At 53.2% G+C, this 24532-nt stretch carries 20 protein-coding genes; 15 read left to right on the forward strand and 5 right to left on the reverse strand.

Going from position 1 to position 24532, the window contains the following annotated elements:
- The first annotated feature begins 89 nt into the window (after nt 1–89).
- Genes PsAD13_RS19030 through PsAD13_RS19045 form a run of 4 tightly spaced genes read left to right on the forward strand, consistent with a single transcriptional unit; the run spans nt 90 to nt 3781 of the window.
- Nucleotides 90–797: a CerR family C-terminal domain-containing protein gene (locus PsAD13_RS19030; protein ID WP_063305209.1), complete on the forward strand. Its 708-nt coding sequence runs from the start codon at nt 90–92 to the stop codon at nt 795–797.
- Nucleotides 790–1740 (forward strand): HlyD family efflux transporter periplasmic adaptor subunit, encoded by a 951-nt coding sequence (locus PsAD13_RS19035; protein ID WP_063307750.1) that lies wholly within the window; start codon nt 790–792, stop codon nt 1738–1740. Before PsAD13_RS19030 ends, PsAD13_RS19035 begins: the two co-directional genes overlap by 8 nt.
- Nucleotides 1737–2654: an ABC transporter ATP-binding protein gene (locus PsAD13_RS19040; RefSeq protein ID WP_063319147.1), complete on the forward strand. Its 918-nt coding sequence runs from the start codon at nt 1737–1739 to the stop codon at nt 2652–2654. The genes PsAD13_RS19035 and PsAD13_RS19040 overlap by 4 nt, the downstream gene beginning before the upstream one ends.
- The gene (locus PsAD13_RS19045; protein ID WP_063319148.1) at nt 2651–3781 is read left to right on the forward strand and encodes an ABC transporter permease; all 1131 of its coding nucleotides are present in this window, start codon (nt 2651–2653) and stop codon (nt 3779–3781) included. Before PsAD13_RS19040 ends, PsAD13_RS19045 begins: the two co-directional genes overlap by 4 nt.
- A 53-nt stretch (nt 3782–3834) precedes the next feature.
- Here the strand turns inward: PsAD13_RS19045 and PsAD13_RS19050 are convergent, their stop codons facing one another.
- Complete coding sequence (locus tag PsAD13_RS19050; RefSeq protein ID WP_063319149.1) at nt 3835–6228, reverse strand: PIG-L family deacetylase; 2394 nt, start codon at nt 6226–6228, stop codon at nt 3835–3837.
- A 9-nt stretch (nt 6229–6237) separates the two neighbouring features.
- Nucleotides 6238–7437 carry an ROK family transcriptional regulator gene (locus PsAD13_RS19055; protein WP_208986803.1) on the reverse strand — a complete coding sequence of 400 codons (1200 nt, stop codon included), beginning with the start codon at nt 7435–7437 and terminating at the stop codon, nt 6238–6240.
- A gap of 165 nt (nt 7438–7602) precedes the next feature.
- Here PsAD13_RS19055 and PsAD13_RS19060 point away from each other — a divergent pair, with 165 nt between their 5' ends.
- The 10 genes from PsAD13_RS19060 (at nt 7603) to PsAD13_RS19105 (ending at nt 19596) form a co-directional block, all read left to right on the forward strand.
- Complete coding sequence (locus tag PsAD13_RS19060) at nt 7603–8856, forward strand: extracellular solute-binding protein (protein WP_063319151.1); 1254 nt, start codon at nt 7603–7605, stop codon at nt 8854–8856.
- 192 nt (nt 8857–9048) lie between these two features.
- The gene (locus PsAD13_RS19065; RefSeq protein WP_063289273.1) at nt 9049–9942 is read left to right on the forward strand and encodes a sugar ABC transporter permease; all 894 of its coding nucleotides are present in this window, start codon (nt 9049–9051) and stop codon (nt 9940–9942) included.
- A 1-nt stretch (nt 9943) separates the two neighbouring features.
- Nucleotides 9944–10822, forward strand: a complete 879-nt coding sequence (locus tag PsAD13_RS19070) for a carbohydrate ABC transporter permease (RefSeq protein WP_063290664.1) — start codon at nt 9944–9946, stop codon at nt 10820–10822.
- Nucleotides 10819–12306 carry an argininosuccinate lyase gene (argH, locus tag PsAD13_RS19075; RefSeq protein WP_063319152.1) on the forward strand — a complete coding sequence of 496 codons (1488 nt, stop codon included), beginning with the start codon at nt 10819–10821 and terminating at the stop codon, nt 12304–12306. Before PsAD13_RS19070 ends, argH begins: the two co-directional genes overlap by 4 nt.
- Before the next feature lie 4 nt (nt 12307–12310).
- A complete protein-coding gene (ugpC, locus tag PsAD13_RS19080) occupies nt 12311–13369 on the forward strand; it encodes a sn-glycerol-3-phosphate ABC transporter ATP-binding protein UgpC (protein WP_063319153.1) in 1059 nt (352 codons plus the stop codon).
- The gene (locus PsAD13_RS19085; protein ID WP_063319154.1) at nt 13366–14223 is read left to right on the forward strand and encodes a sugar kinase; all 858 of its coding nucleotides are present in this window, start codon (nt 13366–13368) and stop codon (nt 14221–14223) included. The genes ugpC and PsAD13_RS19085 overlap by 4 nt, the downstream gene beginning before the upstream one ends.
- Before the next feature lie 353 nt (nt 14224–14576).
- Complete coding sequence (locus tag PsAD13_RS19090) at nt 14577–15605, forward strand: LacI family transcriptional regulator (protein ID WP_063290660.1); 1029 nt, start codon at nt 14577–14579, stop codon at nt 15603–15605.
- A gap of 63 nt (nt 15606–15668) precedes the next feature.
- Nucleotides 15669–16421: a basic amino acid ABC transporter substrate-binding protein gene (locus PsAD13_RS19095; RefSeq protein WP_063319155.1), complete on the forward strand. Its 753-nt coding sequence runs from the start codon at nt 15669–15671 to the stop codon at nt 16419–16421.
- A 123-nt stretch (nt 16422–16544) separates the two neighbouring features.
- Entirely contained in the window at nt 16545–18209 is a 1665-nt protein-coding gene (locus PsAD13_RS19100; RefSeq protein ID WP_063319156.1) for an amino acid ABC transporter permease, read from the forward strand.
- A complete protein-coding gene (locus tag PsAD13_RS19105) occupies nt 18190–19596 on the forward strand; it encodes a GH1 family beta-glucosidase (RefSeq protein ID WP_063319157.1) in 1407 nt (468 codons plus the stop codon). Before PsAD13_RS19100 ends, PsAD13_RS19105 begins: the two co-directional genes overlap by 20 nt.
- Here the strand turns inward: PsAD13_RS19105 and PsAD13_RS19110 are convergent.
- The 3 genes from PsAD13_RS19110 to PsAD13_RS19120 form a co-directional block, all read right to left on the reverse strand.
- Nucleotides 19588–20937 (reverse strand): FAD-binding oxidoreductase, encoded by a 1350-nt coding sequence (locus PsAD13_RS19110; RefSeq protein WP_063319158.1) that lies wholly within the window; start codon nt 20935–20937, stop codon nt 19588–19590. The two genes, PsAD13_RS19105 and PsAD13_RS19110, sit on opposite strands and share 9 nt — an antisense overlap.
- Before the next feature lie 23 nt (nt 20938–20960).
- Nucleotides 20961–22352 carry an aspartate aminotransferase family protein gene (locus PsAD13_RS19115; RefSeq protein WP_063289279.1) on the reverse strand — a complete coding sequence of 464 codons (1392 nt, stop codon included), beginning with the start codon at nt 22350–22352 and terminating at the stop codon, nt 20961–20963.
- 189 nt (nt 22353–22541) lie between these two features.
- Nucleotides 22542–23219, reverse strand: a complete 678-nt coding sequence (locus tag PsAD13_RS19120; RefSeq protein WP_063319159.1) for a GntR family transcriptional regulator — start codon at nt 23217–23219, stop codon at nt 22542–22544.
- 223 nt (nt 23220–23442) lie between these two features.
- Here PsAD13_RS19120 and PsAD13_RS19125 point away from each other — a divergent pair, with 223 nt between their 5' ends.
- On the forward strand, nt 23443–24513 hold the full coding sequence (locus tag PsAD13_RS19125) for a polyamine ABC transporter substrate-binding protein (protein ID WP_208986823.1): 1071 nt from the start codon (nt 23443–23445) through the stop codon (nt 24511–24513).
- Nucleotides 24514–24532: the final 19 nt, after the last annotated feature.

Below are 24532 nucleotides of genomic sequence, written 5' to 3' on the forward strand. Positions count from 1 at the left end.
TCAATACGAATTTCTGGATGCGCACTTTACAAAATTCTGAAACAGGCGTATATTTTCAATCAAACGATTGATTGAAAATAGGTGCCATCATGACAAACTCCCCCACCCCAAATGAACTGCGTGAAATTCTGGCATCTGACACCCCATCGGCCAAAACAAAACGCGACCTTATTGAATCTGCGCTCTACCACTTCGGTCATGAGGGATATGCCGGCACGTCCACGCGCTCTATCGCGCAAACAGCGAAGGCCAACATTGCTTCCATTGCCTATCACTTCGATGGCAAGGCCGGGTTGAAGCGGGCATGCATCAACTTCATTGCCATGTCGATTGGCGATGTGATGTCTGTTGTGCTGAACCGAAAGCTCTCTGACATCGAGCATCTGTCGCCTGAAGACGCACGCACTAAGATTCTGGAGATGATCGACCGCATGATCACCTTCACCCAAACAAACAAGCGCGCTGAACTGGTGATTGGTTTTATGCTCAAGGAGGTGTTGCACTCACCAGAGGAAGTGGACACACTGTACCACTTGATCTTTGAGCCGCTGATGGACCGTGTCACCGTGCTCTTCAGCCGCGCAACTGGCCAGCCTGTCGCCTCTGATGAACTGAAGCTCGCAATCTTCGCCATGATCGGCCAGTTGCTTTACATCCGTCTGGCCCGTCCGCTGGTGCTCAAGCGCATGGGCTGGCAAGACGTCGGCCCGGATGAGCTGGCACAGATCAAATCTATCCTCCATCGCTCAATCAACGCCCTGTTGGATGATCTGTCGAAAGGCTCGAGTCATGCTTAATGTCTGCGCCCTTCCTGTTGTGGCAAGCTGGCTTGCCTTTTGCGCACCAGAACAGAACCTGACGGCTGGCTATGTTGAAGGCGAGTACCTCAAGCTGGCGCCAGTGGAGCTCTCCGAAATTACTGATGTACAGGTAGAAGAAGGAGAACGGGTCAAGAAAGGCCAGCTCATTGCCATATTGGAATCCTCCGATGCCAATATGAAGCTGGCTGAAGCCAAGGCTCAACTGCAACAGACACTCGCCTCACTCAATGACCTCAAGCTTGGCAAGCGCCCTGAGGAGATCGATGTTCTGAAGGCTACCCTACGCTCAGCTCAGGCACAGGCCAAACATTCGCAAAACGTCTACGACAGATATCAGGGCCTTCTCGGGCGTAAAGTCATCTCTCAGGCACAGTTTGATGAAGCAGAGACCGCCCTGCTCGTTGCGCAAGCCCGCATAACAGAGCTGCAAGCCCAGCTCTCCGTTGCCAAACTGCCAGCACGTGAAGATCAGATCGCTGCCGCCGAGAGCCAATATGAGATGGCAAAGGCGAAAGTTGATCTGGCCGAGTGGTTGCTGGAGAAGCGAAAGATCTATGCACCTGAAGATGCCAAGGTCACAGACGTGTTCCTACACTCTGGTGAAATGGCAGGCCCAACAGCGCCAGTTGCCAGCCTGTTGCCCGTCAATTCCATCAAGCTTCATTTCTTCGTGCCCGAAGAGCAATACACCCAGCTGGAAGTTGGTACCCGGTTCAACGCCAGATGCTCCGGCTGCGCCACCCTGCAAGCCCTGCAGATCACCCACATTGCAGAAGGCCCGGAATTCACCCCACCAGTCATCTACTCTTTAGAAACACGCGAGAAGCTGGTTTATGAGGTGCAGGCAAAGCCAATCACGAAGCATTCTCCGCTGAGACCCGGTCAGATTTTTGACGTTGATCTGGACAGCTTGCAATGAACGCAATTGAAGTCAAAGGCCTGACCAAACGCTTTGGCGACAAGCTGGTCGTCAGCAATGTCTCGCTTAAAGTCAAACCGGGTGAGATTGTCGGCTTCCTTGGTCCCAATGGCTCAGGCAAAACCACCAGCATCCGGATGATGTGTGGGCTCCTGAAGCCAGACGAAGGCAACGGACAGGTGCTTGGGTACGATCTGATCAAGGACCGTCTGCTGATCAAAAGCCAGGTCGGCTACATGACGCAGAAGTTCTCGTTCTACGAAGATCTGACCATCGAGGAAAACCTCAGTTTTGTTGCACGGCTTTACAACCTCAAACCAGTGAAGCAGCACACAACCGCAACACTGGAAAAGCTAGGCCTGCTCTCCCGCCGCAACCAGTTGGCAGGCGAACTCTCTGGCGGATGGAAACAGCGCCTCGCTCTCGCGGCCTGCACCATGCACAAACCGAAGCTTCTATTGTTGGATGAACCCACCGCAGGTGTAGACCCAAAGGCCCGTCGCGATTTTTGGGAGGAGATCCACCGCCTTGCAGCTGATGGCATGACCGTTCTTGTCTCCACCCACTACATGGACGAGGCCGAGCGCTGTCATCGCATCACCTACATCTCATATGGCGAACTGCTGGCAGATGGTTCCTTGAGCGACGTTATCGCAGATGCAGGACTGTACACATACACACTCACCGGCCCCAACCTTGAGCGTTTCATTCCTCAGCTTCAGGAAAACAAAGGCGTGCAGCAGGTCGCACCGTTCGGCAACTCATTGCACGTGACAGGAACAGACCTTCAGGCATTGAAACGCGCGCTCAAACCACTGGAGCAACACGAAGACATCCGGACAGAACAATCAGAAACCAATCTGGAGGATGTCTTCATCAAGTTCATGAGTGACAGCACGGACAATATGCAATGAGCAGAGTATTCTCCCTTCAGCGGCTCTTTGCCATGCTCATCAAAGAGTTCATCCAGATGCGCCGCGACCGCATCACCTTCGCCATGATGCTCGGTATCCCCCTGCTTCAGCTTGTGCTGTTTGGATACGCGATCAACAATGACCCACGCGGTCTCCCTACGGCTCTGGTTGCCATGGCAAATGACCCATATTCCCGTGCCGCCGTTACAGCCCTTGAGAACTCTCAGTACTTCAAGTTCACCGATGTCAACGTCTCACCATCAGAAGCCCGCAGCCTGCTCCGGCGTGGCAAAGTCACGTTTGTGGTGACATTCCCCAGCAACTTCGCCAAGCAGGCAGAAGCAGGAATACCCAACGCGCTGATTGAAGCAGATGCCACAGACCCGGCAGCGTCCGGCGCAGCAGTCGCCTCTGCCCCGGCAATCATCGAAAAAGCCGTTGCATCCATCAAACAAAAGAATCCAAGCCTGAAGCAGGATCTTTTGAAGTCCAGTACCATCATTCATCGCAATTACAATCCGGAAGGCATCACCCAGTACAACATCGTCCCCGGCCTGCTGGGCGTCATTCTTCAGCTGACGCTGGTGATGATGACTAGCATCGCACTGACGCGAGAAACAGAACGTGGCACCATGGAAAACCTTCTGGCCATGCCCGCGTCCCCTTTCGAGATCATGTGCGGCAAAGTCCTGCCCTATCTGGGCGTGGGGGCGGTTCAGGTCGCCGTAGTGTTGAGTGCAGGCCGCCTGCTCTTCAACATCCCGTTTGAAGGCGGGCTGCTGTTGCTTATCGGCGCCATACTGGTTTTTGTGCTGACATTGGTGTTGCTGGGTTACTTCATTTCAACAGTCGCCCGCACACAAATGCAGGCCATGCAGATGACGTTCTTCTTCTTCCTGCCATCCCTACTGCTCTCCGGCTTCATGTTCCCCTACGCGGGCATGCCGGAATGGGCGCAAATGCTGGGCGAGATCTTCCCGCTCACTCACTTCCTGCGCGTTGTACGTGCGATCTTGCTGAAAGGCGCGGAATGGAGCGAGGTATCTGCAAGCGTTTACACCCTCTTCCTGTTCGTCGGCCTGCTCCTGATGCTGGCCTTGAAGAGGTTCAAGCGGACACTGGACTAACAACTGCCCGCAAGAAAAGAGGCGCCGTTTTCGCGGCGCCTCTTTCAACTCTTTTAGCTGGCCTCAAAGGCCTCAGCGCTTTGAGAGACACTCGCCTCTTCAGCTCCATTCGAGACAAGATTGGCCATCAGGCGGAAAGCCCCCGGCACCAGCTTCTCCATCTGGTGATGCAGGATAAGCGAGGTGTGGATGTGTTGCCCCTGTCCAAAGTCACCCGCAAGCAAAATGCCCTGGTGAGGTGCTTCATCGGGGTCCGCCATCTCCAGCAGCGGTTCATAGGCAACATCCCAGCTCTTCGCAAAATAGAGCCCGCGCTCCTTGTGCCAGTTCGCCCAATCGCTCTTGCCAATCTCGTTAGGCTTGTTGAGCAAAACATGCTGCGGGTTCAGATAACGCACCTCGGCGTTCTCATCAGTCACCCGCCAACGCAAGCTCGGCGATCCAATCTCAAGCGGTTGAAGCGGAAGCTTCTCTGCATCCCAGCGATCCCATGGACGGTGATAGAGTGTAATCAGGCGCCCGCCTGCTTTCACCCACGCATGAATATCCTCAATCACATCATGCAGGTCCTGTCGGCTACGGAATGCAAAGATGCCGACAACGAGGCAATCCAGCCCTTGCAGCCGCTTGGCACTCAACTCACCAACAGGCGAATCAACCAGTTCAACGCCAATGTCACCAAGCCATTTGGCAACACGGTCATTACCGCTCCCGACATAACCAACACGCTTTGCATCAAGACGCGCCTCAACCACACAGATCCGAACCGTCGCCGGAGTAACCCGAACACGCTGGCTCACATGCGGATAAGACACAACATGAACGGTGTAAGCCTGCTCGCCCCCCTGCAAGATCGGCAACTCATAAAGCCCTTTGGCAACATCATCTGGCAGAGCAATCTGGAAAACACCATCGTCAAACTGTGCCGTCCATCCTTCTGGCACATCAAGGCTCAAGCCCTCGGCATTCCCACCCACCGGAATGCTCAAGGACCGTTTTTCCAGCGTGTTGTTGAGCACGAAGCCCGTGTCATCCAATGTGACCACATGAGAAGGAAGCACAATTGGCTCCACCTCAAACGGCAGCCGCGTTTCAACCGCCACACCATGAGAAGTAAACTGAAGCTTTGCACAGGGCGCCTGAACCGCATCTGGACAATAAACAGCAGGATACGGATCACTGGTGTCTGCTTCAGACCCAACTTGGACGCAGCCGTCTTGCTGCACCCAGCCCTTCGGCAGATCCAGCTCAAAGCTCACGGCTTCACGGTTACACTCAAACGCAACCTCGACGCTCTCACCACGCTTCAGCTGGTCTTGAGACAACCGCATTGAAGCAACAATGCCCTCTGCCAGCTCAAGCACTTTGGCAAGCTGCAATTCCTTGCGCTCCAGACGGTGTAGCACTTCATCACGGGCTGCTTCAGGGCACTCCTCCATCGCTTTACGCAACAACTTCAGCGCCTGGGCTGCAGCCGCGCCAATCATCGCACGGTTCGGGAAGGCCTCAATTGCATCCAGACAATGATCATGCGCCTTGTCCAGCAATTCTGAAAGTGTTGGGGCTCCTGCAAAGGAGCCAAGCTCGGATAGGTCTTTCGGAAGATTGTCGGATAAAGACAGCTCTTCTGTTCCAACCGTGCTTTCCGCCAGATGCAGCGACCAGACATTGCTTTTGTCATAAGCCTGCCAGCGCCCCATGCCTTGCGTTCTATGGAATGCACGGGACTGCTCACCAATCTGAGCCCAGCTCCAGCCAGTCACTTCCTCCTCACCATTGCCATCAAATTCAAGCGTGGCTGGCGGCGGTGGAACTTCATCATCATACGCCCCACCCGCGCCAGACCACGCAGGCAGGTAGAGCTTCTTGACGGTCCAGCATGGCAGATCAACATCAGGAAACTCAGGATCAGCTGCCGCTTTCATCACCTCAAACGCAGCCTGTGTCATAGCGCGGTGGTGACCATGCTGGCCGGGAATATTCAGAAAAGTTGGACTAATGATGTCTGGCCGCTCTTGGCGGATGATTTCAACAAACCGCTTCAGCGTGCGTTGATGCCCCCACTTGCCAAGTGTCTCAACACCACTTTTTGAAAACCCGAAGTCAAAAACACTGTCCTCAGCATTTCTCGAAAGCCAGTACATGCGCATGTTCAGCACATCACAGGCTTTTTCCATTTCTGCGGTGCGCAATACACCAAGGTTCTCAGTCGCCTCGGTCCCGATATCGTTTTGCCCGCCCTCACCACGGTTGGCGCAGGCATAAGACAAGGCAATGCCATCGCGAAGACCAATCGCTGCCAGCATCTCAGAAATCTCATCATCCGGATGAGCTCCCGTATTCATAAAGGAAACCGTTGACTTGAGCGGCTGCAGCGCCCGCCAAAGGTTCACCATCCGCACACTTTGTTTGTGCTCGGCAATACGTTCTTGTTCTGAAAGTGGCATCGTGTCCCCTCAGGCTACCTTCGAAATACTTGGAATATAGGTGTCGTGTATAATCAGCGCTGCCGCTCCAAGAGCCGCAGTCATCCAACCAGACGCTCCACGCACTACACGCGGCAAGGTCCGGTCAGCGCGGACGGAAACCGTCGCATCAATCAGGTTCAGTTGAGCAATCAACCGCTCAAGCAACTCTGGCGGCATAGCACCACCAAGAATAACGGCTTCCGGATCAAACAAGTTCTCAAGCGTTCCAATGGCCTGCGCCAATGGGTCAGCCGCCTCACAAATCCACTCTTCCAGATCAGGATCATTCACGGCCAGCAGGTCAGAAAGGTCCTTCTGGTTTTCCGCTGACTTGCCGCGCTTTTGCAAAAACTCACTAGCCGCCATACGGCTGGTATAGGTTTCAAGGCACCCGCGATTGCCACAGGAACAAAGCCGTCCGCCCCGCTCCACAACAACGTGCCCCAGCTCCCCAGCGTTGCCAAACGCACCGCGCAGGATCTCACCATTGGAGATCACACCAAGCCCCAGACCAGTGCCAAAATAAACAAAACAGAAGGATTGCAGGTCCGTAGCCGAGCCAGTGGTCTGCTCTGCAATAGCCGCCGCCGTCGCATCATTTTCCACGCGCACCGGCACCTGCAGCACATCTTCAAACAGTGCCTGCGGGTCTTTATCGTCCCAGCCAACCAACTCGGCCTTACCAGCTCCAGTCAATCCCACACGGCCAAACGGACCTGGCATAACGATTCCCGCGCCTAAAACAGGTGGCGCGTTCTTGCCAATGAATGAAAGGGCCTCATCGCAGGCTGTTTTAACGGCTGGCAAAACCACTGCGGGCGCACTACTCTCGATATGTATGCGCTTGGTATAAAGCGTATCGCCAAGAAAATTCACCAGCGCACAAAGGATCGCATTGGGGCGAACCTCCACCCCCAACGCAACAGCGCCCGCCGGGTTTAAAGTGTATTGCACCGCAGGCAAACCACGCCCTTTTGTTTGCCGCTCACCCGCAAGAATCAGAGCCTCGCTCTCCAATTCAGCTATGATGTTGCTCATTGCCTGTGTGGACAAACCTGTCAGGCGCGCAAGTTCTGCTCGCCCCAGTTTCCCATGAGAACGTAAATGCCCGAGAACGACTTTCCTATTGTGAAGTCGAGTTCTTTCGGCGTTGGAGCCAATGATTTTAAGTGGTGTTTTTCGATGCATATCTATCCATTAAATCAAAACACTTGAATACTCAACTCAATTGAATTAAATCTATTCAGCATTGTGAAATATTAAGAGAAGAACATTTCTTTTCGCAATTTATCAAAAGAAGCCGGAGCGAGGAATAGAGGGCAGTTCCGACTTTAGGACTTAGGAGAGGGTCTTATGAAGCAGTTGAAAAAGTGGATGCTGGGGGCAACCACCGCGGCTTGCGCAATGTATGCAGCAGGCAGCGCACAAGCCGTTGAAATTGAGTACTGGCAGTATTTCTTTGAGCCACGTGTGAAAGCAATGGAAACCCTGATCGAAAACTTCGAGAAGGCAAACCCGGACATCACCGTGAAAATGACCCACTTCCCGTATGCGGATTACCGCACGAAAGTGGCAGCAGCGATCCCTGCGGGTCAGGGCCCGGATGTGGTGCAGCTGTTTTATGGCTGGTTGAACGACTACGTAAACGCACAACTCATTCAGCCACTTCCAAACGATGTTTTCCCGCCAGCTGAAATTGAGGCTGAGTTCTTCCCAATGGTTCAGGCTATGAAGCGCGGCGATCAGTACATGGCCCTGCCAACCGCAGTGCGCTCGCTGGCTCTGTTCTACAACAAGCACCTGTTCGACAAAGCTGGCATCGACGGCCCACCAAAGACACTGGACGAACTGGTTGAAACCGCAAAGAAACTCACCCAGAAAGACGGCGCAGGCAACCTGTCCACCGTTGGCATCACCACAGGCATGAACGCACAAGACCACCACTGGTTCCGCGAAGTGCTTATCCGCCAGTTCGGCGGCGATCCATACATGGATAACTACAAGAAAGTGAACTACAACACAGATGCCGGTAAAGCCGCTCTGAAGTACTACTCCGATCTTGAGTTCACTCACAAAGTAACCGCAGCAGGCTTCATGGATGAGCCACAGGCCGCCTTTAAAGCAGGCCGGGCAGGCATGCACATCGACGGCTCCTTCCGCATCGGCGCACTCAACAAAGTCCGCGGCCTCAAGTGGGGCGTTGCAGAGCTGCCAGCCGCAGCTGACGGCACCCATTCCAACTACTCGTCTTATTGGGTGAACGGCATCACGTCCAAAGCCACCGATGAGAAGTACGATGCAGCCGTCAAGTTCATGAAGTACGTCACCTCCGATGAGGCCATGCAAGTCTGGCTCGACACCGTTGGCGAACTTCCTGCAAAACCATCTGCAGCGATGACAGAAGCCAATGCCAACCACGAAGTCTACGGCCCATTCATCAAAGGCCTTGGCTATGCGAAGACAACAATCTTCGCCAACGAAAGTGGTCAGCGTCAGGCTCTGATGGACATGGTTGGACGTATGCGTCTTCAAGATCAGTCTGTAGATGACTCTCTTGCTCAGGCAGCAGACGAAGAGCAGAAGATCCTCGACGACTACTACAACTAAGCATCACGCGACAGTCTATCAAAACGTATGTGTGTGGGGGCTCCACCTTGCCCCCACACCATCAAGACAGCATGTAGGGCAAAGGTTCTTTAAGCAGAGCCATAAAACACCTTAAAACAAATAGTTAAAGCAGTCTCATGTCTCATATTCTGAGCGAACTGCTGCAATTCCGGCTATAACCAGGGGGCGGTTTTGGGGATTTATAAGAGGCTCTCGATCTCGCAAAAGCAGATCGTCTGGGCGTGGGGGCTACTTGCCATCCCAATCGTTTTTTATGTAGTCGTGCGCTTCTATCCAACAGCGAACGCTATTCTGCTCTCTTTTCAGGAATGGAACCTGCTCGGCTCCCGCAATTGGACCGGGTTCGACAATTATGTAAAGCTGTTCAGTGACCCCACATTCTGGAAAGTGTTCGGCAACACCTTCCTCTATTTGATTTTGGGAACACCAAGCTCTCTGCTCCTTGCCTTCGTGATCGCGTTCCATCTCGACAAACTGCGCTTCATGCATGGCACGATCCGGGCATTGTACTTCCTGCCATTCATGACCAGCGCGGTCGCAATGGCGTGGGTCTGGCGCTGGTTCTACCAACCAGTTCCAATCGGCGTCTTCAACAACACGCTGGCCACCTTCGGCATCCCGCAGATCCCGTTTTTGAACTCAACCACCTTTGCACTGCCATCCATTCTGGCACCGGCCATCTGGGCAGGACTGGGCTTTCAAGTCATCATCTTCATGGCCGGTCTACGCGCTATTCCGCAAACCTATTATGAGGCCGCCCGCATTGATGGCATTTCTGCGTGGGAAACGCTGACCGAGATCACCATTCCGCTTCTCAAGCCAACCATCGTCTTTCTGGTTGTCTTCTCCTCCATTGGCTTCCTGCGCATCTTCGATCAGGTCTTCAACATGACCACGAATGATCCCGGCGGCCCGCTCAACTCCACCAAGCCGTTGGTTCTGATGATCTATGACACGGCCTTCAACTCTTTTGACATGGGGTATGCGGCGGCACAAACAGTTGTTCTGTTCACCGTTTTGCTTGTCGTCAGCCTGCTGCAATTGCGCGTCATGAGGGATAAGTAATATGGCTTTCTCAGATACTCTGGACACAAGCAAAAAGACCTCGGCCCTGCGCAATTCTGCCCGCAGAAAACGCAGTCAGGCGCAGTTCATCCGTTGGCTCCTGCTGTTTGCAGGTGGCATCGCCATGATCATGCCAATCGTCTTCATGCTGTCCACGTCCTTCAAATACCCGTTTGAAGTCTACAACCTGAACCTCATCCCGGAAGAACCAACAATCGAGAACTACACCTACGTTCTTGAAGACGGGCGCTTCTTCGGCTGGTTCACCAACTCTTTGTTCATCGCAACCATCACAACCATCTGTAACGTGCTGTTTGACAGCCTCGTCGGTTACGTCCTGTGCAAGTACACCTTCCCGGGCCGTTACATCATCTTCATCGCCATCCTGTCGACCCTGATGATCCCGACCGAAATGCTGGTTATTCCGTGGTACCTGATGAGCTCTGCATTCGGCTGGCTCGACACTTACTGGGGCATCATGTTCCCAGGTCTTATGACAGCCTTTGGCACCTTCCTCATGAAGCAGTTCTTTGAAACTGTACCAGACGACTTTCTGGAAGCCGCGCGCATTGATGGCCTCAACGAACTACAGATCTGGTGGACAGTGGCCATGCCGCTGGTGCGCCCTGCTCTGGCAGCGCTGGCAATCTTCGTCTTCCTTGGCAACTGGACAGCCTTCATCTGGCCTCTCATCGTCACCAACAGTCAGGAAATGTACACCCTGCCCGTTGGCCTCACCACCTTCTCCGTAGAAGCGCAGGTGGAGTGGGAACTGATCATGACAGGTGCAGCAATTTCAACCATCCCGACCCTGATCGTATTCCTGGTGTTCCAGCGCTACATCATTCGCGGCGTAGTAATGGCAGGGCTTAAAGGATGATCGACAGCTCCAAGTTCCCCCATCCTGTCTACAAAGACACAGTGCTTGCACCGCTTTTTGAAGGCGTGAAAGCACACCATGTCGCCTCGATCACCCAGATCAATCAAGCCCATCTGGTGATGCTGTGCGAGACTGGCATTGTGCCAGTTGAAACCGGCAAGCAAATCGCCAAGGCACTCCTTGAGATCGAGAAGGATCTGGCAGACGCTGATCCGGAATACACGGGCGAATACGAGGACTACTTCTTCCTCGTTGAAGCTGAGCTAAAAAAGCGGCTCGGCCCAGACATCGCTGGCATGCTGCACACAGCCCGCTCGCGCAATGACATGGACCACACCGTCTTCAAGCTGGCGCTGGCAAAACGCTGTGATGCCCTCACCCAGCAGGCTCTGCATCTGTGTGATGTGCTCATCAAGAAAGCCGAGATCGAAAAGGAAACGCTGATTGTTGCCTACACCCACGGGCAACCGGCACAGCCATCCACCTTTGGCCATTACCTGTCCGCCGCACTGGAAGTGCTACTGCGTGATCTGGAACGGCTGAATCTGGCACGAGCCGGCATTGACCACTGCCCAATGGGCGCAGCAGCCATCACCACTTCTGGCTTTCCGATCAATCGGGAGCGTATGGCGCAGCTGCTTGGCTTCAGCGAACCGCTGCTCAACTCCTATGGCTGTATTGCCTCCGTAGATTACGTGACTGGCCTCTACTCGGCCATGAAGCTCATGTTCCTGCATCTGGGCCGCGTCATTCAGGACATGCAGTTCTGGAGCGCATTCGAAGTTGGACAGCTCTACGTGCCAAACAGCCTGGTGCAGATCTCTTCCATCATGCCGCAAAAACGCAATCCGGTGCCAATCGAACACCTGCGCCATCTGGCATCCATCACCGTTGGCCGCTGCGATGCAATCGTCGGCACCATGCACAACACCCCGTTCACCGATATGAACGACAGTGAGGGGGAAGTGCAGCAGGCAGGGTATGCAGCCTTTGAAAGCGGCAGCCGCGTGCTGGATCTTTTTGCAGCACTCATCGCCGCAAGCTCAATCAACGAAGCACGCGTCGCAAAGAACACGGACGCCTCCTGCATCACCATCACAGAGCTGGCAGATACGCTGGTGCGTGAGGAAGGTCTTTCCTTCCGTCAGGCCCATGAGATTGCAGCAGACACAGCCAAAGCAGTGATAGCAGAGCAAAGACCACTCCGTGACGGCTTTGACCCATTTGGCAAGGCCTTTGAGGCACACGCCCAAAAGATATCCAGCATGAGCGAAGACCAGTTCATGCATGCTGTCAGTGCCGAAAACTTCGTTGCAATTCGCACCCGCCCCGGCGGGCCTGCTCCAAGTGCATTGGATGCTGCTTTGGAAACTTACAAGCAGTCTGCCAAAGCCTTGAGAGCCAAAAACAAATCATTTGCAGATCAAAGCGTGCAGGCCACTTTAGTGCGCAGCGCTGCTTTTGCAAAACTAGTGCAGGAGTGATCGATTGACCACCGTATCCCTAAACAATCTCGTTAAGTCCTACGGGGACACTCAGGTCCTGCATGGCATCAATCTGGACATCCAGTCCGGTGAGTACGTTGTTCTGGTTGGCCCGTCCGGCTGCGGCAAGTCCACCACCCTGCGCATGATCGCAGGGTTGGAGGAAATTTCCGCAGGCGACATCCGCATCGGCGGCGATGTGGTCAACGACATGGAGCCCAAAGAGCGCAACATCGCCATGGTCTTCCAGAACTATGCGATCTACCCTCATATGACGGTGCGCAAAAACATCGGCTTTGGACTGCGCACTTCCAAGCTCTCCAAGGACGAGAAAGACGCGCGCATCGATGAAGTCTCCGGTATTCTGGAACTGACAGACCTGCTCGACAGAAAGCCGAACCAGCTTTCCGGCGGTCAGCGCCAGCGCGTCGCCATTGGGCGCGCCATGGTGCGTGATCCAGCTGCCTTCCTGTTTGACGAACCTCTGTCTAATCTGGACGCGCAGCTGCGCACTCAGATGCGACTGGAGATCAAAAAGCTCCACCAGCGCGTTGGCAACACCATCATCTTCGTGACCCACGATCAGGTCGAGGCCATGACAATGGCAGACCGTATCGTGATCATGAAAGACGGTCACATCCAGCAGGTCGGCACACCGTTCGAAGTGTTCTACGAGCCAGCAAACATCTTTGTGGCTCAGTTCATCGGCGCCCCTTCCATGAACATGCTGAATGGCATTGTGAAGGGAGAAGCGATCGCTCTGGACAATGGCACCTCAGTTCAGGTGCCAACCACCAAGCTCAGTGAAAATCAGCAGGTCGCCGTTGGTCTGCGCCCGGATGCCCTGCTGGTTCAGGAAGGCGAAGGCCTCTTTTCCGGCGAAGTGTCCGTGATCGAACCACTCGGCACAGACACCCTCGCCTACGTTAAAGTGGGCGAAAAGGAAGTCATCGCCAAAGCCTCTGGCAGAACACCGCCTGCCGTTGGCGACACAGTCAACCTGCATGCAGCACCTGAAGCCATTCACTTGTTTGATGCGCACACCGGGGAGGCCATCCGGTGATCTCAAAACAAACCGATGGGGCAATCGTCTGTGCGGGACGGGTTTATTGCGACCTCATCTTTACTGGGCTCACCGAACTGCCAAGACTAGGCGAAGAAACCTACGCCGAAGAACTGGCAGTTGAACCCGGAGGCGGCGGCTTCATCACCGCTGCCAACCTTTCCGCATTGGGCCACAAAACGACCCTTCTGGCATCCATGCCCGGCGGCCCGTTCGGCTCGGCGATTTTAGACAAGATGCAGCGCAGCGGCGTTGACCTGAGCCTGTCGCCCTTTAACACCGCAAACGGTGCTCAGGTAACAGCCGTCATCGGCTGTCAGGAAGACCGCGCCTTCCTGACAAAGCGCAATGGGACCGCAGTACCAAGAGACATGCTGAAGGCGTTCAGCACATCAAAAGCCAGACACCTGCACATCGGTGAACTGGCAACACTGCAGGAACTCCCGGAACTGCTGGAGATCGCCAAGGCCGCAGGCATGACGGTCTCTCTGGATTGCTCATGGGATCAGAACTGCCTCCTCAATGGAGAGGTTCAGGACCTCATCGCACAGGTGGACCTTTTCCTGCCGAACGAGATGGAAGCTGAGCATCTGGGCTACCTGAAAGAGCCAGCCAACTGCCCGACACTCACAGTTGTGAAAAAAGGCAAGGCAGGTGCAACCGCCATCACTAAGGACGGCGAGATCACCGTTGCCGCAGACCCCGTCCCTGTTGTCGACACAACTGGCGCCGGAGATGCCTTCAACGCTGGCTTCCTGAGCTCATGGCTCCGCGGAGCAGACATCGAGACCTGTTTGCAAGATGGCAACAAGTGCGGTGCAGCAGCCGTTATGCGCGTCGGCGGCGCACCTTAAATCAAACAAAAAGGGTCACACACGCTGTGGCCCTTATCCCCCTTAGCTCTTCCTTTTATCCCCGCTTTCACCTTCCCTCAACCTCACTTGCAGTCGCAGCACATATGCGCGCCTCAATGAAATACCGATGAACGTATCCTCCTACCCTTTCAGCGCAAATTTTACATAGCAACGCACATTGCAACGCAAAAATTAAAACGTATTTCCTACATATCTATATGATCGCGCGCGCCTCTTAAAAGTCTATATTTTCAGCCATTCTTGACAGATAAAAATTTTGATTCCTAAAATACAAACGTTTTAATTATTGCTTTTCCGAGTCTGGAAGAGCCCAATCTGTCGGATTTCATAGAGTGGCACGCGCAACAATCAAAACCATCGCTCAAAAAGCAGAACTGTCGGTTGGTACCGTCTCAAGAGCATTGAAGGATTGCTCTTCAGTCAAGGACAAGACCAAACAGCGCGTTCGCCAGATCGCCGAGGAAATCGGCTACGTCCGCAACCTCGACGGTCTCCGCCTGCGCACCGGTCGCACCTACTCTGTCGCCGTCGTCATGACCACTCCTACCACTGGTAGCCATGAGTGGGAAGGTGTCGAATACACCAATATTCTCAATGGCATAATGGGCGCTCTGCGCGGCACCATGTACCGCGCGGCGATCTATCCGGTCGATGATTTTGCCAGCAGTTTTCAGGAAATCCGAATTATCGTAGAACAGCGCCTGGCCGACGGCATCATCATTTCAGGCACCCGCCCCGATGACGCCCGCATCAGCTATATGCTGGAAAAGGACTTTCCCTTCGTCACATACGGCATGAGTGAGCACTTCACTCCCTACTCCTATGTGGATGCGAACTCGCAGGAAATGTCTCAAAAAGCCACCACCCGCCTCATCCAGCTCGGCCACACCAACATCGTCTCCATCAACCCGCCAGACGAGCTGATGTACTCCAAACAACGCCAACGCGGCTACATCCGCGCCCTGCAAGACGCGGGGATAGACGTCCAAACTGAATTCATCGCAACAGGCCCGCTTACACCGGAGTTCGGCAAAGCGACCGTTAAGGCCCTGTATAATCACGACAAAAAACCAACAGCCTATATTTGCGCCAACGAAGCCAGCGCACTCGGCGTGCTCTCCGCCTTTTACGAACTGGGCATAAAGTTCGGCAAGGATGCGATTGTGAACGCCACCGACGACATCAATGTCAGTGCATACTTCACCCCACCAATCACGACATATTTCCTGCCCATTGAAGAAACCAGCAAGGCTCTCGGCGAGTTCATCATTCGCCGCATAGAGGGAGAGCCGGCACAAGACCTCCAAAGAATGGTCATGCCACAACTGATCGAACGGCAGGACGACCGCCTGAAACCTTAGGCTTCAGACGCACACGGCCCAGCGCTCTGGCTGAGCCAAACAAAATTATGAGGAGAGCATAATATGTTACGTGAAATTATTGCCGCATCTGTTTTTGGCACCATGATGATCGCAGGCGCACAAGCCGCTGATCTGGAAGGGAAAGTTCTCAAAGTTGGCTCTGATACCACCTACCCGCCAATGGAAACCGTTGATGAGAGAACCGGTGAAATCGTTGGCTTTGATGTAGATATCATGGATGCCATCTGCGCGAAAATTAACTGCAAGGCCGAGTTCGTAGCAACCGCCTGGGACGGTATCTTCGCCGCACTTGTCCAAGGTGAGTTTGACGTCGTTGTCTCAGGCGTGTCCATCACCGATGAGCGCAAGAAAACCATGGACTTTTCAGAGCCTTACCTTGTCGTCAGCCAGGCTATCCTGCTGCGTGTAGAAGACGAAGGCACATCTCTTGAAGGGTTCCAGAGCGGTGGTAAAACACTGGCAGCCCAAACCGGAACCACCAACGCTCAACTGGCCGAAAAACTCGTTACACGTGAGAACACACGCCTTTACGACACATTTGCAGCCGCCATCCTCGCCCTTCAGAACGCTGACGTAGACGGCGTGATCATCGACGGCACCTCCGCCCATGCCTACGAGCAGGAGTTTGCTGGCGAACTGACAGCCGCGATCAAAGGACTGGAATCTGACCCGCTCGGCATCGTCTTCCAAAAAGGCTCACCAATGGTCGACGCCATCAACGAAGGCCTTGAGCAAATCAAAGCAGACGGCACATGGGATGCCCTCACCGCCAAATACTGGGGTGTTGAGAACTAATCTCTTTTAGGCACCATGCCTAAACCTCCAGGCGGGACTGTTCAATGTGAGCAGCCCGCTCTCCCAATATTTCGAAGCGATCCACGGAACGCATCAAGTCATTGATGTGAGTGGAGGAATCCCGTGAATGTTTTAAGAACACTGCGGCCCAGCAATGTCATCCTCATTGCTGCCATGCCCTTCATAATCTACCTGTTTGTCTCAACCAACAACTACAAGCGCTCGATCTTCGCAATCGTCGGCATCGGAGAAAACGCAAGTACATTGTTTGCAGGCTTCCTGTGCCTACTGGTCATCTTCACCTCAGGTTTTTGGCATGCCTACTCCCTGCTGAAAGGCACCGAGCCAAGCAAAGCCAACAAACTTGGCCAAAACTCTGCATTCATTATCTATTTTGCCCTTCTGGCGCTAATCGCAACCAACACCATAGACCTGTCAGTCTTTGTTGACTCTGTCATCGCCAACAGTGTTGATCCCTACACATCTGACCTCATCCAAAAAGCAGTCAGACCACGCCAGCTCACACCAGAAGCTCAAAACTTAGTGCTTGGCATTTTCTCCAAAGCCGCCTTCATTTACCTGATTGCTTCACTTGGCATCCTACTGTTTCATTACCTCAGTAAATCAAAGCAAGCGTTTGTTTCCATAAGCAGATACACGCTGCCCCTGCTGCTCCTGACCAACTTGCTCGGTGCTTTTTGCATTCTCTTTGTCGCCCACGCAGGGTTCGCTGCCGGTTTGATGGTCACCCTCCGCGCAGCATTCTTTGCTTACTTTGCCTCAATGGTCTTAGGCCTCATCTGGGCAGGTCTGCAAAGCCTGGAAAAGAAGAAGCATACCAACCTCTTCTACGCCGTTGCCGCTCTCATCTTCTTCGGTCTCTGCGCTGTCTTCGCCCTGCAACCGCAGCAGTCCTACAGCCTGATCGGAACCGTGGAAGGCCGCGTCGCCATCATCAAAGGCACCCCGCAGTCAATCACCGACCAAATCCGCTTTGGCGAATATGATGGCGCAGATCACACCAGTATCGACATCCGCAGTGTGAAGGACCCAAGCCATGCGCTGGTCACCGTTGAAAAGAACGAACGTGTATCGGCAGCTTTCATTCCAACTGAAGCCGTTCCAACAAATGCAAATCTCCTCTGGCAGACATCCTTCTTGCCGGATGAGAGCAAGTATCCCGCCATCACGTTTGGCGTGCTTGGCTTCTTCACCATGCTGCTGGTGAGCTGCTCTTTTTATCGCAACGAACACCCACTCGCCATTGCGGCAGAGTTCTTCATAGACACCGTCCGCGGCATCCCAATGTTGGTGATCATCCTCTATGTAGGTCTCCCTCTCAGCGGAGCCCTTAAAAGTGCATCAGACGGCATGATCAATCTGTCCAACATGACCCGCGGCATCGTCGCCATCTCCATTGGCTATTCCGCCTACATGGCCGAAATTTTCCGGGCCGGCATTTTAGCCGTCCCCAAAGGACAGATTGAAGCCGCACGGAGTTTGGGCCTAAGCCGTTGGAAAGTCGCCCGCTTTGTCGTGCTCCCACAGGCCTTGTCCATTGTAATCCCACCACTGGGCAACGAGTTCATCGCCATGTTGAAGGACACCTCTCTGCTGTCGATCCTCTCCGTTCGCGACGTTACACAGCGTATGAGAGAGTTTCAGGCGAGCAGCTTCCTGCCCTTTGCTCCATTCAACTCCGCTGCAATTCTTTATGTCGTCCTCACTCTGGGCGCTGCCAGCATAATCAAATCAATTGAGAGACGTTATGAGCGCAAATCACACTAGTAAACTGCAGCATCTCCAACAGCTGGCAAACTCAATCAAGTTTCCAAAAGACATGGTTCTGGGAGCCGCCACCGCGTCTTACCAAATTGAAGGTGCCGTCAACGAAGGCGGTCGCGGCCCTACTGTATGGGATCACTTCACTCACATTCCCGGCAATATTGCAGACGATACCAACGGTGACATAGCCTGTGATCATTACCATCGGCTGGAAGAAGACGTTGCCTTAATGAAAGAGCTTGGTCTCACGGCCTACCGCTTCTCCATCTGCTGGTCGCGCATCCTCCCCAATGGCCGTGGTCCGATCAATGAAGAGGGATTGGCCTTCTACGAGCACCTGACCGACTTACTGCTGAAAGCAGGCATCACCCCCTACGCGACGCTGTACCATTGGGACTTACCACTTGCCCTGCAAGAAGAAGGCAACGGCTGGCTACGTAGAGGGCTGGTGGACGACTATATCAATTACGTCGATATCACCACGAAGCGACTTGGCTCTAAAATCAAGCACTGGGCCACATTCAACGAGCTCTTCACCTTCACGTGGTGGGGCTATGGATTGAAGGAGGACGCACCTGGCCTCGGCGGCGGCGCAAAAGCAGCACTGACAGCAAGTCACCACGCCCTCCTGGCTCATGGCAGAGCCGTTCCAATCATCCGCAAGAACGTACCTGACGCTCAAATCGGCATTGTTCTGGATTTGAATCCCGTCACCCCAGCCAGCGACGCCATTGCAGATATTGATGCAGCTCAACGCTTTGAAGGCTGTCAGAACCGCTGGTATCTGGATGCCATCTTTAAAGGTCAATATCCAGATGACATGCTTGAGACATACAAGACTGTCCTTCCTCACATTGAGGAGACAGACCTTCAGGAGATTGCTCAGCCTCTGGATTACCTCGGCATCAACATCTACCGCAGATCTATCATCAAGGATGGCACCGAGTTCACACCAGTCAACTTCAAGCGCCACCTACCAGAAGGCCAATACACCCAGATGGGCTGGGAAGTTCATCCCGAGTGCCTCTATGACATTCTGCAGTATGTAAACACCAATTATGCTCCTAAACAGCTCTTCATAACCGAAAACGGAGTCGCCTTCTCCGATACTCTGGAAACAGATGGAAGCATTCAGGATTGGGACCGCAGCACCTACGTTCTGTCCCATCTACAGCAGGCAGCCAGAGCGATTGAAGATGGAATACCGTTAAAAGGGTATTTCTGCTGGACACTCATGGACAACTTCGAATGGGCAGAAGGGTATCTCCCGCGCTTTGGCCTGATCCACGTTGATTTTGAAACCCAGAAACGCACCATCAAGCAAAGCGGCAGGCTTTACTCCATGGTCGCTAGCCAACTGCAGAGTGAGATGCAGGAAACCTCAGAGTAATCTGTCCTTCAACTCAAACCAGGTGTAGCTGAGAGCAAGCAGGTGGCGGCGCATAGTCCTGAAAGGAAACTCTATCGGCGCCTGCTTCATAAAACTTGGGTAAGGCATTTTTGTTGCCGCACCAAGCATCTCAGCTGCCACCAGCTGCCCGGCATAAGTGGCCATAGCAATGCCGTTCCCATGATAACCAAAAGCAGCGTAAAGCCCCTGCGTATCGGGAACCGCACCTGCAAATGGCACAAGTTTATGGGTCAAACAAGCAAGACCAGACCAGAAATCTGGCGTTTCAACATTCACCCATTCAGGAAACATCCGCTCAAGGTCACGCCGTGTAGCTGTGCGCATACGCTTTCGCGCATGTGGTGTAGCACTCACGCTTCCCCGCATACCAAAAAGCATCCGATTGTCCGGGAGCAGACGGAAGTAATGCAGCAAAGTCCGGGTGTCATAGGCCATCTGATTAGAGAACCACCCCTGACGCTTCAATTCCTCATCAGAAAGAACGCGCGACATCAAAATGTTAGATTGTACCGGAAGATATTTTCCAGCCATCCACTCCGGCATATTTTCAGAGGAATAGCCATTGGTCGCCAAAAGTACTTTTTGCGCACGCAACTGGCCAGTTCTTGCTTTCAGGACATACTGCCCATCTGCAGCAGGAGTAATGCCGAGCACAGAGGTCTGTTCATAAAACCGGCCTCCTTGCGCCTTCACAGTCTCAGCAAGACCTCGCGCATATTTGTAAGGATGCAGCGCAAACCCGATTGGAATCGTCAGCCCAGAAGAAAGCCCTGAGGCCATCATCCCAAGCTCTGCAAGTTCATCTTTGTCATGAAAGGTGCAGCTGATCCCATAGCGCTTTTGTACGTCCGCAGCTGTATCTTTCAGTTGATCAACGCGCCGAGCTTTGTGAGCAAGAACCGTTTCTCCTTTGGAAACAACATCAGCATCAATCGAGTTCTGCTCCAACAGCTCTGCAACCAAATCAATGGCTGCACGCTCTGCATAAAAGTACCGCCGTGCATCCGCTTCCCCATAGCGATCAATCAAGTCAGCATCATCTGTAATCGTCCCGCCCAGACAGCAGAAACCACCATTGCGACCAGAAGCACCCCATCCAATATGTTGAGCATCCAGCACCGCAACATCGACACCCTGCTGCGCAAGTTTCAACGCTGCAGACAGCCCTGTGTATCCACCTCCAACAACAGCAACTTCACAGGACTGTTCATCGGAAAGCGGCGCACCAAGCGCCTGAGGAGAGAGCGAACGATGCCAGAAATTCTCGGCAACCGGTTGCTCTCCATATGCATCCTCTTGAAATATGCGATGCAAACTCAATCGAGCCTGAGCCTCCTCAAAACCTATTTGATGCCTTGGGCAGTAACATCAGCAGCCGTCAGATCCAACGCACGATGCGCTTTCTCAATCAACTCATCCACCTCACTGCGCGAAATCACAAGTGGCGGCGAGATGATCATGCTATCGCCAACGTGGCGCATCACCAAGCCACTCTCAAAGCAATGATCTCGGCAGATCGTCCCAACAGTGCCTTTTTCAGCTTCAAACCGAGCACGACGCGCCTTATCCGGTGAAAGTTCCAAAGCACCAACCAGGCCACAAATACGCGCCTCGCCGACCAGTGGATGCTCGCCAAGAGCTTTCCACTTTTCAGCCAGATAAGGCCCTGTATCATTCGCGACCTTTTCAGGTAGTCGCTCATTTTCAATGATATCAAGGTTCGCAAGTGCTGCTGCGCAAGCTGCAGGATGCGCAGAATAAGTAAAGCCGTGATAGAACTCGCCGCCATGCTCAATAAAGCCCTTGGCAACCTTCTCACTCACCACAACCGCACCAATCGGCAGATAACCAGAGGAAAGCCCCTTAGCAATCGGCATCAGATCTGGCTTGAAGTTGAAAGTCTGTGAGCCAAACCAGTTCCCAGTACGCCCAAATCCACAAATCACCTCATCAGCAATCAGCAGGATGTTGCGTTCACGGCAGATACGCTGAATCTCTGGCCAATAGGTCTCCGGCGGAATAACAACACCGCCTGCCCCCTGAATCGGCTCCCCGATGAAGGCTGCCACATTGTCTTCGCCAAGACGATCAATCTCAGCCTCAAGCTCACGCGCGCGCATCAGGCCAAACTCGGCAGGGTCCATATCACCACCTTCACCATACCAGTAAGGCTGGTTGATGTGAGTGATGTCAGGAATAGGCAGCCCACCTTGTGCGTGCATAGCACTCATACCGCCCAAGCTCGCACCGGCCATGGTAGAACCGTGATAAGCATTATGACGGGAGATGATCGTCTTCTTGGTCGGTTTGCCTTCACTGGCCCAGTAATGGCGCACCATACGAACAACGGTGTCATTGGCTTCAGAGCCTGAGCCCGCAAAAAATACATGGTCCAGATGATCCGGCGCTAGATTAGAGATCCTTTCGGCAAGGGCAATCGCAGGCGGATGAGAACTCTGGAAAAACGTATTGTAATAAGGCAGTTGTTGCATTTGCCGGTGAACCGCCTCGATAATTTCTTTGCGGCCATACCCCACATTCACGCACCAAAGCCCCGCCATTCCATCCAGGATCTTATTGCCCTCAGAATCCCAAAGATAAACACCATCAGCCCGCGTAATCACACGCGTCCCCTTGGCGTTGAGGGACTTGGTATCTGTAAACGGATGCAGATGGTGGGCAGCATCCTTTTCTTGTAGAACATGAGTGGGCGGAAGATTAGCGATATAGTCCATGGGGTCAGTCCTTCCGAAAAGAGGCTCGCCCTGCAAACCGGGCAATAGAAGCAAACTCCCCATTATTTTGTGATCACAAATGTAGGAGAGTCAATCTTTACTTCAATAAAGACGCTACCTGCCTATGTCTCCAACCTAACCCATCAATGCCTGCAGCTCTATGAACTCGGCCAAAGAAACAGCAGATCATCAAACCTTCTCAGCAAGACTGAGAGACTCTCTGATAAACCCCATGCCCTGTGCAATATCCTCTTCCAAGGCAACCTTTAAAGCAGTCTGATCATGTATTTTCAGTGCTTCCAATGCCTGTTTATGCTGGTCTTCCAGATTCGCGGTACCAGACCGCCCATAGACCAGGCGCATAAATGGACCAAACTGAACCCATAGATTTTTGACAAGTTTGATAAGAATTTCAGATCGGCTTTTTGAGTAAAGATAAAAATGAAACTCGTAATTTCCGCGCATGTACCCTTCCACATCGCCAGTTTCCAGCGCGACATCAATCTGATCATCAATGCCTTGGAGAACCTGAATATCTTCTTCTTTCAAATTCACCAGAGCTTTGGATGCCAGCTCAACTTCCAACAACCGCCGAGCTGACCAGATTTCATCGATTATATCTTCGCAAACATCTGGGATAGAAACACGCCTATTGCCGTGTAATTCCAACGCGTTTTCTGCAATGAGACGTCGCACAGCCTCACGAACAGGCATCGCACTCACACCCAGTTCCTCAGCCAGCCCACGCAGGGTCACAGCCTTGCCCGGCAGAAAGCCACCAAACAGGATCCGTTCTCTCAATTGGCGGTAAACTTGCTCATGAACAGGGATCCCCACATCAGAAACAACAGCGCTTTGTAAAGTCATCTTACTCATGAAGGAACTATAGAAGCACCCGAACCAGCTGCAAAGATAATTTGATCACAAACTATTGCCTAGCTGAGAATTCTGTGGTCATCTTTCAAAACAGGCACACAATTAAGAACAACGGAGACGGCCGGATCCAGACACGCCAGCACCAACGCTGTGCAAAAATTTGAGGGGGGAAGATGAAATGAGTTCAAACTTCAAGTCCAGACTGACGGGCACAATGGCGACCGCAATAATGGTTGCATGTGCAGCCAGCGCAGCGCACGCAGAAGGCACCATCAACGTTTACAATTGGTCTGATTACATCGACGAAAGCGTTCTGAAAGATTTCGAAGCTGAAACCGGTATCAAGGTCAATTACGACGTTTTCGATTCAAACGAGGTTTTGGAAACCAAGCTGCTCGCAGGCACCACAGGGTACGATGTTGTTGTTCCAACAGGCAGCTTCCTCTCCCGGCAAATTCAAGCTGGCGTCTTCCAAAAGCTGGATAAAGACGCCCTCCCAAACCTGAAGAACATGTGGTCGCTCGTCTCCGAAAGAACCTCCATCTATGATCCGGGCAATGCGTATTCCATCAACTACATGTGGGGCACCACTGGCATCGGCTACAATGTAGAGGCTGCTGCTAAACGTTTGGACGGCAAACCGGTCGACAGTTGGGAAATCATCTTCAACCCAGAAATACTCGCCAAGTTTCAGGATTGCGGCATTCATATGCTGGACGCCCCAACAGAGCTCATCCCCGCAGCGCTCAACCATCTCGGGCTAAACCCTGACAGTCACAACAAGGCTGATATTGAAAAAGCTGCTGCACTCCTCAAAACCATCCGTCCATACGTCCAGAAGTTTCACAGTTCTGAATACATCAACGCCCTCGCAAACGGCGATATCTGCGTAGCTATCGGTTGGTCTGGTGACGTCTTTCAGGCCCGCGACAGAGCAGCAGAAGCCGACAACGGCGTCACCATCAACTACATCATTCCAAAGGAAGGTGCGTTGATGTGGTTTGATCAGATGGCAATCCCGACAGATGCAGCTAACTCCAAAGAAGCACATATGTTCCTCGATTACATCATGCGCCCGGATGTCATCGCAAAAGCTTCCAACTACGTAGTCTACGCCAACGGCAACAAAGCCTCTCACGAGCATCTGGATCAGGGGGTTCTGGAAGATTCCGCCGTGTATCCTGATGAAGCAACCATGGAAAAACTTTACGTCACAACACCTTACCCACCAAAAATTCAGCGGATTGTGACCCGTGCCTGGACCGCAGTGAAGTCGGGCCAGTAATCATCGGCAGCAGCGGGCA

It is taken from the genome of Pseudovibrio sp. Ad13 (genome assembly GCF_001623225.1).
Taxonomy (GTDB): domain Bacteria; phylum Pseudomonadota; class Alphaproteobacteria; order Rhizobiales; family Stappiaceae; genus Pseudovibrio.